Source organism: Pseudomonas sp. ZT5P21, from assembly GCF_054897785.1.
Genome location: NZ_CM142705.1, coordinates 3077520 through 3092910, shown reverse-complemented (window position 1 = coordinate 3092910; position 15391 = coordinate 3077520). Strand labels below are relative to the sequence as shown.

General features: G+C 61.2%; 11 protein-coding genes. 1 reads left to right on the top strand and 10 read right to left on the bottom strand.

The window, feature by feature from the left end; translation table 11 throughout:
• Positions 1-66: 66 nt before the first annotated feature.
• The 10 genes from ACYZT9_RS14500 to glgA all read right to left on the bottom strand — a co-directional run bounded on the left by ACYZT9_RS14500 (position 67) and on the right by glgA (position 14025).
• Complete coding sequence (locus tag ACYZT9_RS14500; protein WP_462006127.1) at positions 67-726, bottom strand: glycosyltransferase family 2 protein; 660 nt, start codon at positions 724-726, stop codon at positions 67-69.
• Positions 723-1322 (bottom strand): SAM-dependent methyltransferase, encoded by a 600-nt coding sequence (locus ACYZT9_RS14495; protein WP_462006126.1) that lies wholly within the window; start codon positions 1320-1322, stop codon positions 723-725. Before ACYZT9_RS14495 ends, ACYZT9_RS14500 begins: the two co-directional genes overlap by 4 nt.
• Positions 1319-2077 carry a PIG-L deacetylase family protein gene (locus ACYZT9_RS14490; RefSeq protein WP_462006125.1) on the bottom strand — a complete coding sequence of 253 codons (759 nt, stop codon included), beginning with the start codon at positions 2075-2077 and terminating at the stop codon, positions 1319-1321. Before ACYZT9_RS14490 ends, ACYZT9_RS14495 begins: the two co-directional genes overlap by 4 nt.
• Positions 2074-3063, bottom strand: coding sequence for an acyl-CoA dehydrogenase family protein (locus ACYZT9_RS14485; protein ID WP_462006124.1), 990 nt, complete (start codon positions 3061-3063; stop codon positions 2074-2076). Before ACYZT9_RS14485 ends, ACYZT9_RS14490 begins: the two co-directional genes overlap by 4 nt.
• A gap of 1 nt (position 3064) precedes the next feature.
• A complete protein-coding gene (gene glgX / locus ACYZT9_RS14480) occupies positions 3065-5224 on the bottom strand; it encodes a glycogen debranching protein GlgX (RefSeq protein WP_462006123.1) in 2160 nt (719 codons plus the stop codon).
• 206 nt (positions 5225-5430) lie between these two features.
• The gene (locus ACYZT9_RS14475; protein WP_462006122.1) at positions 5431-5757 is read right to left on the bottom strand and encodes a DUF2934 domain-containing protein; all 327 of its coding nucleotides are present in this window, start codon (positions 5755-5757) and stop codon (positions 5431-5433) included.
• 21 nt (positions 5758-5778) lie between these two features.
• Positions 5779-8556: a malto-oligosyltrehalose synthase gene (locus tag ACYZT9_RS14470; RefSeq protein WP_462006121.1), complete on the bottom strand. Its 2778-nt coding sequence runs from the start codon at positions 8554-8556 to the stop codon at positions 5779-5781.
• Positions 8553-10631 (bottom strand): 4-alpha-glucanotransferase, encoded by a 2079-nt coding sequence (malQ, locus tag ACYZT9_RS14465; protein WP_462006120.1) that lies wholly within the window; start codon positions 10629-10631, stop codon positions 8553-8555. Before malQ ends, ACYZT9_RS14470 begins: the two co-directional genes overlap by 4 nt.
• On the bottom strand, positions 10628-12424 hold the full coding sequence (gene treZ / locus ACYZT9_RS14460) for a malto-oligosyltrehalose trehalohydrolase (RefSeq protein ID WP_462006119.1): 1797 nt from the start codon (positions 12422-12424) through the stop codon (positions 10628-10630). Before treZ ends, malQ begins: the two co-directional genes overlap by 4 nt.
• Positions 12425-12438: 14 nt before the next feature.
• Positions 12439-14025 (bottom strand): glycogen synthase GlgA, encoded by a 1587-nt coding sequence (gene glgA / locus ACYZT9_RS14455; RefSeq protein ID WP_462006118.1) that lies wholly within the window; start codon positions 14023-14025, stop codon positions 12439-12441.
• Between the two features lie 553 nt (positions 14026-14578).
• Here glgA and ACYZT9_RS14450 point away from each other — a divergent pair.
• Positions 14579-15391 (top strand): crotonase/enoyl-CoA hydratase family protein, encoded by an 813-nt coding sequence (locus ACYZT9_RS14450; RefSeq protein WP_462006117.1) that lies wholly within the window; start codon positions 14579-14581, stop codon positions 15389-15391.

The following is a 15391-nucleotide window of genomic DNA, read 5'->3' as shown; positions in this document are numbered from 1 at the left end:
TGCGGCAAGCAGAGTATTGCTCAAGTAAGGCTATTCGTCGCGTCGGTGTTCGATCCGGTACGTTTTTTATCCAGTTTGCACCAGGTCGCGCAGGTAATCAGCGAATCCACCCGGGGCCCGATTGTCCAGTCGCGCACTGGTGAGCACCTGAGGACGCTGGCTCCAGGCAATCGTCGCGCCGCAGCGTTCGAGTTGCCGCACCAGTTGCACGTCCTCATCGCACGCCAGGGGTTCGAAACCGCCGGCACGCCGGTAAGCGTCGGCGCTGATCCCGAGATTGGCGCCGTGAATATGCCGGTGTCCCTCACGGTGCTGATAGTGCTGGTGATAACGAATCTGGGCCGATTCATCGAACGCATCATCCCATGCTTCCACTGTGACCGTGCCGCACACCGCGTCTGCTTCGAGCGACAGTTGCGCCACCAGCCAGTCATGGGCGACGCGACTGTCGGCGTCGGAGCAGGAAATCCAGCGCACCCCGCGCTCCAGCAAAAACCGCGCACCTGCAGCGCGGGCCTCGCCGACATTGCGTGCATTGATTTCCAGGCAATGCACCGGGTAACTGCCGACGATGTCGGACGATCGATCGGTACAACTGTCGAGCACCACCAGCACGGCGACAGATTCACCGTCCAATAGCTCATGCTGCGCGGCACGCAGCGCGGCTTGCAGACAGTCTTCAAGTAAATCCTCTTCGTTATGCGCCGGGATCAGAATGCCGATCATCGCAAGCCCTCCAGCGCCGCCACAGAGCGCGGTTCCCGGCTCCAAAGTTCCAGCAGGAAATCGGCTTCCTGATGCAGGACCAGGCGCGGCAGGTGCAGATGCTCGTGCAGCAAGTCATGAACCTGTCGGGCATTAAGCGGACAGCCATCGATCGGTGGGCGCCAGTGGCAGGCCAGCAGTTGTCCATCGGCGGTCAGTGACTGTGCCGCGTGTTCGATCAGATGTTTGAGGTCATCGGCGTCGAGGTAGTAACCGACTTCACTGAGCACGATCAGGTCGAACTGTTCGTTCGGCCAGTCGCCGGGCAAGCGGCTTCGGCGCACTTCGGCATGGTCGAACAGACCCAGGCGAGTTCTGGCCAGCGTCACGGCGGCGGCAGCGGTGTCGCAGCACAACAGGCGATCGCAACGGGTGGCCAGCTCGGCACTCAGTTCACCGTTGGCGCAGCCGGGTTCGAAGATGGCGCGGTAGCGGGGACGGGGCAACGCGGCGAGGGTGATCGCGCGTTTGCGCTGTTCGTACCAGCGCTGACGAAACGCCCAGGGATCGTCGCTGCCGGCAAACAGCCCGTCAAAATAGCGATCCTCGACGCTCATAAAAACACCACCTCAAACGGTTGCAACAAACGATCGAGCACATACGGCGCCAGCACCGGCGGCAAGCCGATGCGTGGGTCACCTTCAAGCTGACTGGCGAAGGCATGAATCGCGTGACGCTTGCGCGCAACCAGTGTCGGGGGGAGCAGGATTTTCCGCGCTCGCTGCCACGGCACCAGGCTGTCTTCAGGCGTTGCCCAATGCCACGCCCAGACGGGCAGTTCATGCATCGTTGCGTTGACACGTTTCGCCGCCGCGGCACTGGCACGCCCAACTGCTTCATGGTCGCAATGACCGTCTTCGCGCCACGTGGTGAAAACCACGTCGGTGGGGCGCAGGTGGCGTTGGATGAATTCAGCCAGTTCCGTTTCCCGCGCCGCGACCTGGCTGTCGGCGAACCCGCCGCGCAACCATTTCAAACTATGCAACGGCAGACCCAAGCGTCTGAGCGCTTCGACGGATTCCTGCGGACGGACCGCGCTCAAGCGCTCGACCGGCCAGCGCCGGGAGCCGGGGTGGCTGGCGCTGCCATCGGTCACCGAGATCAATTGCAACGGCCGCTCGGCGGCGGCGAGCAATTGCAGGAAACCGCCGCAGCCGAGCACTTCGTCGTCCGGGTGCGGGGCAATGATCACGGCGCGGGAACCTTCGGGTACCAGATCAAGGATGTCGATCACCGGCAATTGCGCCAGATGGCTGGAGGTTTGCCACAGGTGCAAGGACGTGCCCTGACCGACGATGGGATTGGTTTTCATAACGTCCATGTTCCCTTGATGACGTGCTTGCCGAGAGCGGCGAGGTCACGTTCGGCGTGGCTTTGGCGCAGGAACACCGGCAGGTCGGCGATCAGTCGGGCGAACTGCCGGTCCTTGCAATAAGGACCGGCGCAGAGGGCGTGGCCGACGTGCCGGATCACCTGCTCGACAGCATTTTCAACCGCCGCCCGGGTACGGCGAGCCAAGCGCTCGGCGTCGTCCTGAGGCGCGGCATCAATGCTCAATGCGCTGAATCGCAACACCGTTGCCGCCGCATGCAGCGCGCTGTCGACTGCGCCGAAGTGGGAGAGGGCGTGGGGTTCTTCGCGATGGCCACAGTGACTGCGCAGACGTTCGGCGAGACTTTGCGCCGCGCCGTACCAGCACGCCGCAATGCCGATCCCGCCTTGCCAGAAGCCCGGGCGTTGCAGGTAGTCGCCGGGGTTGCCGATGGCCTGCGCTTCGGCGCCGTCGAACAGCACTTCAACGCTGCCTGTGGCGCCCATGCCCACCGCTTGCCAGCCTTGATCGGTAAAGGTCACGCCGGGTTGATCCAGCGCCACCGCCACCAGTTGCTGCCGGTCCTGTACATCCCATGCGGTCAACAACGCGTGGCTCAACACCGCCGCGCCGGAACACCAGGCCTTGCGCCCGTTCAGCACAACCATCTGGCCTTGAGGACTGACCCGCACCTGCGCGTCCGGCGGCTCGGCGGCCCACATCCCCCAAGTGCTGGAAGGCGTGGGCGAACCGCCGAGTTGCTGAATGATCGCCAGGGCGTCGGTATGACCCTCGTATAACTTGCACAACCCCAGATCATGTCCGCCGACCTCGGCCAGACGCTGAAACCGCTCCAGCGTTCGGCCGCTGCCCGGCAGCGGAAGCTGATCGAGACCGGCCTCGACCAGTTCCCGCAAGCAGCGGCCTAGCGCCCGTGTATCGGCGTAGTCCGCTGACTGTCGATGGAGAAAAGCTGGTAGGTCCATTTCACTCTTCTTCCTCATGCTGCAATTCGAACAGCAGCAGCGAACGCCCGGTGACGGAATATTCGTGGCCGAACTCGAAGCGTTCCTGGCCGCGAATCGACGGTTGGTTGGTGTCGATCATGCAGGTCCAGAAACCGCCGTCCGGGACTTCGGGCAGGGTAAAGTTGACGATGTCGTGATGCGCGTTGACCACCAGCAACAAGGTCGCGTCGCCGCCCTTGCGGCGTATCCCGGTTTCTTGCGCACGGCCATCCATCAACATGCCAAGGCATTTGCCGTGCGCTTCTTCCCATTGCTCGATACTCATCTCGCTACCATCCGGTGCGAGCCAGGTGACATCCTTGACGCCGATGTCCTCGTTGTAATTGCCTACCAGGAATCGTCCGCGACGCAGGATCGGGTAGGCCAGGCGCAATTTGATCAGGCGTTTGACGAATTTCAGCAAAGCCTTGCCGTCTTCGCTCAAGTCCCAATTGACCCAACCGATCTCGCTGTCCTGGCAATAGGCATTGTTGTTGCCGTCCTGGGTGCGGGCGAATTCGTCACCGGCCACCAGCATCGGCGTGCCCTGAGACAGCAGCAGCGTGGCGAAGAAATTGCGCATCTGCCGCTGGCGCAGTTCGTTGATCTCGGGATCGTCGGTCGGGCCTTCGACGCCGTGGTTCCAGGACAGGTTGTTGTTGCTGCCGTCCTGATTGTTTTCGTCGTTGGCTTCGTTGTGTTTGTCGTTGTACGACACCAAGTCGTTGAGGGTAAAACCGTCGTGGGCAGTGATGAAGTTCACCGACGCATAGGGCCGCCGACCACGCTGGTTGAACATCTCGCCGGAAGCCGTCATGCGGCTGGCGAAGTCGGCCAGTTGACCGTCGTCGCCTTTCCAGAAGGCGCGCACGGTGTCGCGGAATTTGTCGTTCCATTCGACCCAACCCGGCGGAAAGCCACCGACCTGATAACCACCAGGTCCACAGTCCCACGGCTCGGCAATCATTTTCACCTGACGCAGCACCGGGTCCTGGCGGCAGGCGACGAGGAAGCTGTGGCGTTCGTCGAAGCCATCGTGATAGCGCCCGAGAATAGTCGCGAGGTCGAAGCGGAAACCGTCGACATGCATTTCCGTGGCCCAGTAGCGCAGCGAGTCGGTGACCATCTGCAGCACGCACGGGTGACTCAGGTCAAGGGTGTTGCCGGTGCCGGAATCGTTGATATAGAAGCGCTTGTCGTCGGGCATCAAGCGATAGTACGAGGCGTTGTCGATGCCGCGCATCGACAGCGTCGGCCCTTGTTCGTTGCCCTCGGCGGTGTGGTTGTACACCACGTCGAGGATCACTTCGAGATTGGCTTCGTGCAGGTGCGCGACCATCTCCTTGAACTCGGCAATCTTGCCGCTCGCCAGGTAGCGCGGGTCCGGGGCGAAGAACGCAATGCTGTTGTAGCCCCAGTAATTGGTCATGCCCTTGTGCAACAAATGCTGGTCATTCACAAACGCGTGAATCGGCAGCAACTCCACGGTCGACACGCCCAGTTTGCGGATGTGTTCCAGCACGTCGTCGACCATCAACCCGGCGAAGGTGCCACGCACGTTCTCGGGGACGGAAGGGTGGCGCATGCTGATGCCGCGAACGTGCGTCTCATAAATGATCGTCTTGTCCCACGGCACGCTCACGCGATGATCATGGCCCCAGGTGTGAGCCGGGTCGATGACTTTGCATTTCGGCACAAAGGGCGCGCTGTCGCGCTCGTCGAAACTGAGGTCGGCGTCAGGGTGGCCGATGGTGTAGCCGAACAGCGCTTCGGACCATTTCAATTGGCCGACCAGTTGTTTGGCATAGGGGTCGATCAGCAGTTTGTTGTGGTTGAAGCGATGACCGTTTTTCGGGTCATAGGGGCCGTAGACGCGGTAGCCATAAATCATCCCCGGATGGGCGTCGGGCAGATAACCGTGATAGATCTCGTCGGTGTATTCCGGCAGTTCGATGCGCTCCAGTTCAACCTCGCCGACGTCATCGAAAATGCACAGTTCGACCTTGGTCGCGTTGGCGGAAAACAACGCGAAGTTGACCCCCAGACCATCCCAGGTTGCACCCAGCGGGAAGGGCAGGCCTTCGCGGATTCGCGAGGCCTCGGCAAGAGGTTCTGGCGCGGATTTTTTTGGACTGGTCATGCATGCTCCTGCAAAAAAAAGGGAATTCACTGTAGGAGCCGAGCTTGCTCGCGATGGACGTTAACGATTACGCGACTCGTCTGAACAAACGCGGCGTGCTTGAGTCCATCGCGAGCAAGCTCGCTCCTACAATTTATCGGGGACGAACGCATCCACGGTGGCGAGCGAGCCCGCCACGAGGTCAGTCGGAACAATGCCGGGAAGCGTCAGCCCGCAGGCGGTTTACGCGCTGCCCGAGGTTTCTTCTCGGTGGATTTTTCGCCCGGCGCAATCACCGCCGCCGCGGCGGACGGTTTAGCCTTGGCTTTGGTCTTTGGCTCGCCGGCCTTGCCATTGGCGGCATTGCCGGCGGTGGACGTGGTGCCCGCCGCTTTGCTGCCGGCTGCCTTGGGCGATTTGCTTGGAGCCAGGGCTTCGGCTTCAGCCAGCTTGCGAGCCATTTCCCAGTGCCGAGCTTCCTCGCCATCGGGTTTTCCTTCCGATTCCCATATCTGATACGCAAATTGGCGGATGCGTTTTTCTTCGGTACTCATCGCTATGCTCCTGAACTGAACTCAAGCTTTCGGGCAGAGTTGGATAAAGAGATTGACCGGGAAATCCCCCAGCGCGGCGCCAATCATCAGCTCCTTGTGATCTGTGACTGCGACGCTGGAAAAAAGTCCCTTCAGATTGTCGTCAGGGGTGGTGAACGGTAAATTGACCCGCGTATCGCCCCACTGCTGCGCGCCAACCAGGGGTTCGGCACTGTTTTTCAGCAAGCCTGCGCAGCGTATCGGTACGATCACGATAGCCCGCTTCTGGTTGTACGTGCGCGCAAAAGCCAGTATCCGGTGTGCCTCGCTGCCGACCACGTCCAGCGCCTGATAGGACCCTTTCTGAAACAGCTCGGCATGCTCGGCGCGCAGGTTCAACGTGCGCGCGATCAGGGTTTGCTTGATGCGCCCATCACGCCAGTTGGCCAACAGATCAGACAGGTCGGGCGCACTGTGCATGGCCTGTTGACGACTGGCGTAATCGACCGGGCGACGGTTGTCCGGATCGACCAGCGAGAAATCCCAATATTCGTTGCCTTGATAAAGGTCCGGTATGCCCGGCACGGTCATGCGCAGCAAGGTTTGCGCCAAGCCGTTGAGTGCGCCGGGTGTCGCAATCGACATCGCTGCTTTACCGAGGGCTGCACGCAGCAGTTCACCTTCGGGGTTCAGCAGCAGATGTTCGAGAAATTGCTGACACGCTCGTTCATAAGCGTCGTTGGGCGCGCTCCAGCTGCTTTGCAACTTCGCTTCTCGCAAGGCTTTTTGCTGCCACTGCCAAACTCGTTGAGTGTAGTTCTCGAACGCCGCTTGATCGTCGTTGCGCAACTCCAGTGGCCAGCTTCCGAGCAGCGCCTGGTACAGAATCAACTCATCGCCGGTGGACGGCATCTGGTCGTCGCTGCGTAGAGGCCGAGCGAGCGCCTGCCAAAGCGGCACCTGCTCTGCAAACCACGCGCTGCGCTCGCTCAACACTGCCAGCCGCGCGCGGGTGTCTTCGCCACGTTTGTGGTCGTGGGTCGCGGTAGCCAGCAAGTTGTCGGGGAATTCTTCGAAGCGGTTGAGGCACGCCGCATGGAAATCGGCCACCGGCGCGCTGAACTGCTCGGTGCTGAACCCCACGTCGTTGCGCGACAGCAGAACCGCCGAGCGATACAACGCGGTGTCTTCCACGGCCTTCGCCGCCGCCGGTGAGGTCAGTTGCTGAAAACGTACGCAGGCGTGCTTGAGCATCTTGCGCGGGCGACCTGCCGGACGTTTGCGCCACGGTTCCCCTCCGAGCCACCGAGCCAGGCAATCGAGCACGGGCCAATCCGCTTCGCCGAGTGTTTGGCGCGCACCCTCCATGGCTTGCTGGAAAAACACATCGTCCTGCGCGGAGCGCCCACGGGGGCTGATGTAGGTGCGATACACCGGAAAGTGCACGATCAATTCCTGCAACGCCCGACGAATCGCGCCGAGGGTCAGGTCGCGGGTCATCAGGTCATCCCGAGCCACTTGCAGCAGGGCCTGGGCGACACTTTCGAAATCGCCGGCAAGCGAGCCATTGAGGATCTGCTGACGCGCCAGTTGCGCTTCCTGACGAAAATCGGCGGGCCGTTCGCTATAGCGATTCCATAGTTCACCCAGGGTTTGTGCGCCGGCGGGGTCATGTTGCAGCAACGACAACTGGTTCATGAATTCATAACCGGTGGTGCCATCCACGGACCAGTCTCGGTGCAGCGTTTCTCCCTCGCCAAGGATCTTCTCGACGAAGATCGGCAAGTGCCGATCCGGTGCCAGGCTGTCGACTCGGCGCCGCAGCTTGCGGCAATAACCGCGCGGGTCGGCGAGGCCGTCGATGTGGTCGATGCGCAAGCCGTCGATCAGCCCTTCAGCCACCAGCTCGAAAATTTTTGCGTGGGTCGCTTCGAACACGGCCGGACGTTCCACCCGCAGACCGCCCAGTTCATTGACATCGAAAAAGCGCCGCCAGTTGATGTCATCCGCTGCCGTGCGCCAACTGGCGAGGCGATAGCTCTGGTGTTCCAGCAACTGGTGCAGACGCTGGAAGCCGTCCGGCGTGAGCGAGTCGTAGGCTTTCAGGTTTTGTTCAATAACTTGAAGCATCGCCGGATCGCTGGCGAGTTCGCGCAGCTCGTCTTTCAACGGCTTTGCCAGACAATAGGCGTCGGTCTGATAGCCCAAGGTGCTGAAGCGGTCCGCGAGTGTTTTGAGTTGCTCGTCGTCCGCTTTCAGCAGTTCGCCGTAACTCATCGGGCAAATCGGGAAATGATGGTCGTAGTGTTCGACGTAAAACGTGCCGTGTTGGGCATCGAAGCGCAGGGGCAGGGTGCCGTCCTGCAATGCAACGCCGTAATCGCTGCCGAGGAAGGGCAACAGCAACTGGCCTTCCAGCAACGGATCAGGCGAATGCCATTGAATGTCGAAAAATTCGCCGAACGGACTCAAGCGGCCCCATTCCAGCAAGTCCAGCCACCAGGGATTATCGCCGCCGCCCACCGCCATGTGGTTGGAAACAATGTCGAGGATCAACCCCATGTTCTGCTCGCGCAACGCGCTGACCAAACGGCGCAACGCCGCTTCTCCGCCCAGTTCCGGGTTGACCGTGGTCGGGTCCACCACATCATAGCCGTGCATGGAACCGGCGCGGGCGCTCAGCAACGGCGAGGCGTAGACATGGCTGATGCCGAGGCGGGCGAAATACGGCACCAGCGGCACCGCTTGATCGAGCGTGAAGCCTTTATGGAATTGGAGTCGCAGGGTCGCGCGTAGCGGTTGAATACGTAGCTGATTCATCGGTCACGCTCGGCGGCTTGAAGTCGCGCACAAGCGAGCAGTTCCAGGCGCCGGGAGGCGTCCGGGTCATCGAGCAACGCTTCACTTTCGCCGGGCAAGCGTCGCGACCAATTGGGATGGGCGTCGATGGTGCCGGGCAGGTTGGCCTGCTGTTCGACGCCCAAGGCATCCTCCAGCGGCAACAACACCAGCGGCGCGCGGGTATGACCGAGGAAGCGAATGGCCGCGTCGAGCACTTGATCGGTTTCGTGGGACTCCTCGCGGAAATTCTGCGGATCTTCGCTCAACACGCGGCGCAGGCCTTCGCGCTCCCGTTCGCGATGATGACGCCACTCGATTTCACTTTTGGCATCGACCAGCCCCAGTCGGGCGTTCCAGTCGATATCGCGACCATGCCACCAGCCATTGAGCGTCGGCAGATCGTGAGTGCTGGTGGTCGCCAATGCGTTGTCCGGCCAGTCGAGGATCGGTTTGAAGTGTGCGTTGTCCTGTTCGAACAGCATGACGCGCATGCCGAGGATCGAGCGGGCGATGAGTTTTTCCCGCAGGCCGTCCGCCACCGTGCCGAGATCTTCGCCGAGGACGATGGCCTGATGCCGATGGGATTCCAGGGACAACAGGCGCAGTAGATCGTCAACCGGGTAATAGAGATACGCGCCATCGGCGGGTGATGCGCCGTTGGGGATCACCCACAACCGTTGCAGGCCCATGACGTGGTCGATGCGCAGGCCACCGGCGTGCGCGAAGTTGGCCCGGAGCATCTCGATGAACGCGCGAAAACCGTGGCGCACCAGACCTTCGGGTGAGAATGCAGAAATGCCCCAGCCTTGGCCCGTGCGATTGAGAATGTCCGGCGGCGCACCCACCGTCAGGGAAGCGAGCAACTCGTCCTGGCGACTCCAGGCCTGGCTGCCACCACCGTCGGCACCGACCGCCAGATCCGCGATCAAGCCAATGCTCATGCCACTGCCGCGAGCAGCGGCTTGCGCGCGCTCCAGGCAACGGGTGATCAGCCACTGGCAAAAGGCAAAGAAGCCGATACGCCCGGCATTCTCTTCGGCGAATTCAGCCAGCGCCGCGCTTCGCGGATTGCGCCATTGTTCGGGCCATTCGCGCCAGTCGAGGTTTTCGCCCTTGGCCGCGCGGGCCTCTTGAATGGCTTCGAAGCGGCAGTGGTTTTCCAGCGCTTCGCCTGCGGCATGGCGGAAACTACTGAAATCGGCATGCAGCGGGTGCTCGCCCTGAACGAAACCTTCGTACAACGCCTGCAACAGGCGGTGCTTGGCTTCGGCCGCGACGGGCCAGTTAACCAGTGGCTGTTCTTCCAGCTGCGTCAGTTCAGCGGCGAGCCCGGTGGCATCAATCGCCGTGCGCATCGCACGCTCGCCAAGGATCGCGCCGGGCGCGGCGTACAGGCTGTTGAGAAACAGACGGCTGGACGGCGAATAGGGGCTGTAGCGCTGGGTGTCGTTGCTGAACATCGCGTGCAGCGGGCTGATCGCCAGCGCTTCGGCGCCGCGTTCACCGGCTACCCGGGCGAGATCCTCCAGTGCCTGGGTGTCGCCGAAACCGCCATCGCCGGGACGCCGCAGCGAGTACAACTGCACGCTAAGACCCCAGGCGCGTGGGATCGGACTGTCGACGGCATCACCGACGCTGTAGCAGCGCGCCGGTGCCACGGCCAGCGTAAAGGATTGCCCGTCAATGCTGACATGCTGGTAACCGATCGGGACCAGACCGGGCAACATCGCCTCGGCATCCAGTTTCAGATGGAGCCGCGAACCGTCTTCGAGGTGGATTTCGCAAGGTGTTTGTGGCTCAAAGTAATGCGCCAGGTTGAGGCCCACGCCAAAGTCGGCGGTCAGCATCGGTGGCAGTTGCAGGGTCTGTTGCACCTGCTGCAATTCAAGCAGGCTGGCGTCGATTTCCTGTGCGCTGCCGGCCGGGTGGCCGAGTCCGATCAGGACATTGCGTAACACTGATGGAGCGACTTTCTGTGGGCGGCCATTGGCGTCGATCCAGTCGACCGCCAAGCCAGCTCGGCTGGCCAGTATTTCAAGTTGCGCATCACTCATTGGCGCTCTCCATCCGGGGTTGGCAAAGGGGCTGCGGCCGTGAGGCTGACTAGCGCGCAATACGGGGCAAGCGTGCCCTCATCCAGCAGGGCGGCGGACTTCGGTGGGTGTTCGAACAGCAACGAAGCGTCGGCCTGTGGGGAGTGGACCACTGGCTTGTCGCTGAGGTTCAGGTCAATGCGCAGCAGACTGCCATCGCCCAGTTGCCAGCGAGCCGTCACCGCACCTTTGGCCAGCACGTCGGCACCCAGCGGGTGCGTGCCGGGCACGCGGGCGATGATCTGCTCGTGGCGGATTTTCAACAGTTGGCGATACAGCTCGTAAGTGGCCGATTGCCGGCTCGCCATCAGGTCCGGACGTGAGTCTTCAAAGGTCTGCTGCGCGTTCGGGTCGGGAATCCGTTCACGTTTATCCGGATCGGCAAATGCGTCGAACGCGGAAAACTCGTTTCGTCGACCTTCGCGAACCAGCTTCGCCAGTTCGCCGTGATGGCTGGTGAAGAACAGGAACGGCGCTTGCGCGGTAAACTCGTCGCCCATGAACATCAACGGGATCATCGGCGACAACAGCAACAACGCTGTCGCGGCTTTCAACGCGTCGGGGTGAGCCAGTTGGTGCAGCCGTTCGCCAAATGCACGATTGCCAATCTGGTCATGATTTTGCAAAAACAAGACGAACGCGCTGGTCGGCAAGTGCCCGCTGGACTCACCCCGGGCGTCGCCATTGCGGTTGGTGTGGCCCTGAAACACGAAGCCCTGACTCAGGCAGCGCGCTAATTTTTCGGTGGGATTGTCGGCGTAGTCGGCGTAATAGGCGTCGGTTTCACCGGTCAGCAGCACGTGCAAGGCGTTGTGGCCGTCGTCGTTCCACTGCGCGTCGTAACCTTCCTGCAGCAAGCTGGCCTGGTTGTGTTCATTTTCGACCGTCAGCCACACATGTCGCGCCGGGTCGATCTGCTGCCGGATGCGTTGCGCCAGTTCCTGTAGAAAGTCCGGGCTTTTGATGGCATGCACCGCGTCGAAGCGTAAACCGTCAAAGCGGTACTCCAGCAACCACATCAACGCGTTCTCGATGAAGAACTCGCGCACCTCGCGCCGCCGGAAGTCGATGGCCGCGCCCCAAGGCGTGTGCTTGTCTTCATTGAAGAATTCTTTGGCATAGCGATGCAGGTAATTGCCGTCCGGGCCGAAGTGGTTGTAGACCACGTCGAGAATCACCGCCAGGCCATGGCCATGGGCGGTGTCGATCAGGTGCTTGAGTTGTTCGGGGGTGCCATAGGAGGCTTGGGGCGCAAAGGGCAGAACCCCGTCGTAGCCCCAATTGCGATCACCGGGAAACTGCGCCAGCGGCATCAGTTCGATTGCGGTAATGCCCAGTTCGGCGAGCCGCGCCAGATGCTGCTCGACTGCGGCGAAACCGCCGAGAGCACCCACGTGCAACTCGTAGATCACCGCTTCGTGCCAGGGGCGTCCCATCCAGTCGCGGTGTTGCCAGGTGTAGGCGAGAGGATCGACCACCACGCTGTGCCGATGAATGTCACCGTCCTGAGCGCGTGAGGCCGGGTCAGGTACCTCTAGCTCGCCATCAATGTTGTAGCGGTAACGCGTGCCTGCGGGGCAGCGCGCCTTGATCACGAACCAGCCATCAGCCTGAGGTAATAGCGGCAAGGATTGTCCATCTTCCAGTTCGACACTGACAAAAAACGCATCTGGCGCCCACAAGGCAAAACGCGTGTGTTCGGCGTCCAGCATGATTGCGCCGTGGGGCCAGGTCTCTAGGGTCCGTAACGGCATTGTTCAAAAACCTCTTACTGTCTGTTCGATTTCCCCAGTGCTTTAGCCACCAGCTGTTCATAGAGTTCGGCGTAGGGTTCGACCGCTTTGCACCAGTTGAACGGTGCGGCCATGGCGCGGCAGCGCATGGCATTGAGCAGGTCGGGAAAGGCAAACACTTTGAAGGCCCGACTCAGGGCTTCCTGATAACTCTCCACGGTGGATTCGTCGAACAGGAAACCGGTCACGCCGTTTTCGATGGTGTCGGCCAGACCTCCGGTGTTGCGGGCCACCGGCAACGAACCGAAGCGCTGGGCGTACATCTGGCTCAGGCCGCAAGGTTCGTAACGCGACGGCATCAGCAGGAAATCACTGCCCGCGAACATGCGGCGGGCGTCGGTTTCGTTGAAGCCGATGCGTACACCGATTTGCCCCGGGAAACGCAGGGCCAGTTCGCGCATGGCTTGTTCTTCTTCCGGTTCGCCCCGACCGATGATCGCGATCTGGCCACCTGATTTGACGATGTACTCGGACACGGCTTCTGTCAGATCCAAGCCTTTCTGGTAGACCAGTCGCGAGACCACGGCAAACAGCGGGCCTTCTGAATCGTCCAGGCCGAACAGGTCACGCACGTGCGCCGCATTGACCGCTTTGCCTTCCCAGTCACCGATGCTGAAGGGGCGGAACAGGTGCGAGTCAGTGGCGGCGTCCCAGCTCTCGTCGATGCCATTGGGAATGCCGCTGAGCAAGCCCTGCTGGGTCTTGGCGGCGAGAAAGCCGTCGAGGCCACAGCCGAAGGCCGGCGTGGTGATTTCCTGGGCGTAGGTGGCGCTGACCGTTGTGATGTGGCTCGAATAAGCCATACCGGCCTTGAGAAACGACATCTTGCCGTAGAACTCCATGCCTTCCTGTTGCAGGGCATGCGCCGGAATGCCCAACTCCGGGCAGGATCCGAGACCGGTCACACCCTGATAGGCGAGGTTGTGAATGGTGAACAGCGTCGGGGTTCGCTGCCCACGCCAGTGCATGTACGCCGGCGCGAGCCCGGCGGGCCAGTCATGAGCGTGCACAAGGTCCGGGCACCAGTGAATCTGGGCGAGGTTGGCGGCGATGTCGGCAGCCGCCAGGCCGAGGCGGGCGAAGCGGATATGGTTGTCCGGCCAGTCGCGGCCGTTGTTGGCGCCATAGGGCGAACCTTCGCGCTCGTAGAGTTCAGGGCAGATCAGCACGTAAATGACCAGGCCGTCGGGCATGTCCATGCGCCCGATCTTGCACGGAGGCAACGCGGCGTGACCGCCCAGTTCACCAATAATATGAATCGGGTTTTCGCTGTGCAGCACTTGCGGGTAACCGGGGATCAACACACGAACATCGTGCAACTGAGCCATCGCCCGGGGCAATGCTGCGGAGACGTCGCCCAGACCACCGGTCTTCACCAGGTCGGCGATTTCCGAGGTCACGAACAACACTTTCTTTCGATTGGGATTCTGGATGGCGACCGGCGTCAGCGTCTTGGTGCTCGGGACGTTGATCGATTGGGCACTTGGGGCACTCACGGCGCTCGATTCGCCGACCTGCTGATGAGCACGCTCTCCCTGAATGTCTAAAGCCGTACTGATCATATGAATCTCCCGTGTTGTTGATCTAATTCTCAAGTCTGGCAAACGGTATTTCGTGGCCAATCCTCTGGCCGGGCGCAAACGCGCGACGCATCGGTAAGCAAACGCTGCCCATGCGTTGAAGCAGAATGTCTGGAGTGGCCGCTGCAAGGATTGCACCAGTCGCAACGCACCTACCTGTCAGAGGACCGACCACGAACGGCAAAAGTTTCGATTTTTTTTGCACTTTGTGACCAGCCGGTTTTGCCCCGCGAAAATGAGTCTAGGCCAGAACTTAGAGCGGTAAAGGGCAGATGGCAAAATTGTTCGACAATCGGTGCAAAGAGGTACGAACGTGCATGAAGTACGGCTGAACGTTCCGACGAAGGGCATGTTTTTTGGTAATCGCGCCCCAAAAAGTAACCTGGCGTTCACATGAATGTGCGCGCACTGCAACGGCTGCGCACTATGTGGGGGCGTTGAGGTCCCGCTTTTGGCCGAACCGCTGCCTTACTGCCGGACGGGATGCCTTGTTATAGTTCGGGCTACTTTTTTTGCCCGGTAAAGGATCGTTGCCATGTCCCAGTACACTGCATTCACTGTCGAACTCGCCGATAAGATCGCTCATGTGCAACTCAATCGTCCGGAAAAGATCAATTCGATGAACGCCGCATTCTGGAACGAGATCATCGAGATCTTCCAGTGGATCGACGACACCGACGAAGTGCGGGTGGTGGTGCTCAGTGGCGCCGGCAAACATTTCTCGTCGGGCATCGATCTGATGATGCTGGCCGGTGTGGCTAACGAGCTGGGCAAGGACGTTGGCCGCAACGCGCGCCTGCTGCGTCGCAAGATTCTGGCGCTGCAAGCCTCCTTCAATGCTGTCGACAATTGCCGCAAGCCGGTGCTGGCGGCGATTCAGGGTTATTGCCTGGGTGGCGCCATTGATCTGATTGCCGCCTGCGACATGCGTTACGCCGCTGAAGATGCGCAATTCTCTATCAAGGAAATCGACATCGGCATGGCCGCCGACGTGGGCACCCTGCAACGCTTGCCGCGGATCATCGGTGACGGCATGCTGCGTGAACTGGCTTACACTGGTCGCTCGTTCGGCGCCGAGGAAGCACGCAGTATCGGGCTGGTCAATCGCGTCTACAGCGACACCGCCAGCCTGCTCGACGGCGTCATGGGCATCGCCCGCGACATCGCCGGCAAGTCGCCGATTGCGATCACCGGCACCAAAGAGATGATCAGTTACATGCGTGACCATCGCATCGACGACGGCCTCGAATACGTCGCCACCTGGAACGCCGCCATGCTGCAATCCACTGATCTGCGCGTGGCCATGGCTGCCCATATGGGCAAACAGAAACCCGAATTTCTGGATTGA

Excerpts from the sequence above, each read along its gene's own strand:
- ACYZT9_RS14500 (WP_462006127.1), bottom strand. The coding sequence starts at position 726 with ATGATCGGCATTCTGATCCCGGCGCATAACGAAGAGGATTTACTTGAA.
- ACYZT9_RS14495 (WP_462006126.1), bottom strand. The coding sequence starts at position 1,322 with ATGAGCGTCGAGGATCGCTATTTTGACGGGCTGTTTGCCGGCAGCGAC.
- ACYZT9_RS14490 (WP_462006125.1), bottom strand. The coding sequence starts at position 2,077 with ATGAAAACCAATCCCATCGTCGGTCAGGGCACGTCCTTGCACCTGTGG.
- ACYZT9_RS14485 (WP_462006124.1), bottom strand. The coding sequence starts at position 3,063 with ATGGACCTACCAGCTTTTCTCCATCGACAGTCAGCGGACTACGCCGAT.
- glgX (WP_462006123.1), bottom strand. The coding sequence starts at position 5,224 with ATGACCAGTCCAAAAAAATCCGCGCCAGAACCTCTTGCCGAGGCCTCG.
- ACYZT9_RS14475 (WP_462006122.1), bottom strand. The coding sequence starts at position 5,757 with ATGAGTACCGAAGAAAAACGCATCCGCCAATTTGCGTATCAGATATGG.
- ACYZT9_RS14470 (WP_462006121.1), bottom strand. The coding sequence starts at position 8,556 with ATGAATCAGCTACGTATTCAACCGCTACGCGCGACCCTGCGACTCCAA.
- malQ (WP_462006120.1), bottom strand. The coding sequence starts at position 10,631 with ATGAGTGATGCGCAACTTGAAATACTGGCCAGCCGAGCTGGCTTGGCG.
- treZ (WP_462006119.1), bottom strand. The coding sequence starts at position 12,424 with ATGCCGTTACGGACCCTAGAGACCTGGCCCCACGGCGCAATCATGCTG.
- glgA (WP_462006118.1), bottom strand. The coding sequence starts at position 14,025 with ATGATCAGTACGGCTTTAGACATTCAGGGAGAGCGTGCTCATCAGCAG.
- ACYZT9_RS14450 (WP_462006117.1), top strand. The coding sequence starts at position 14,579 with ATGTCCCAGTACACTGCATTCACTGTCGAACTCGCCGATAAGATCGCT.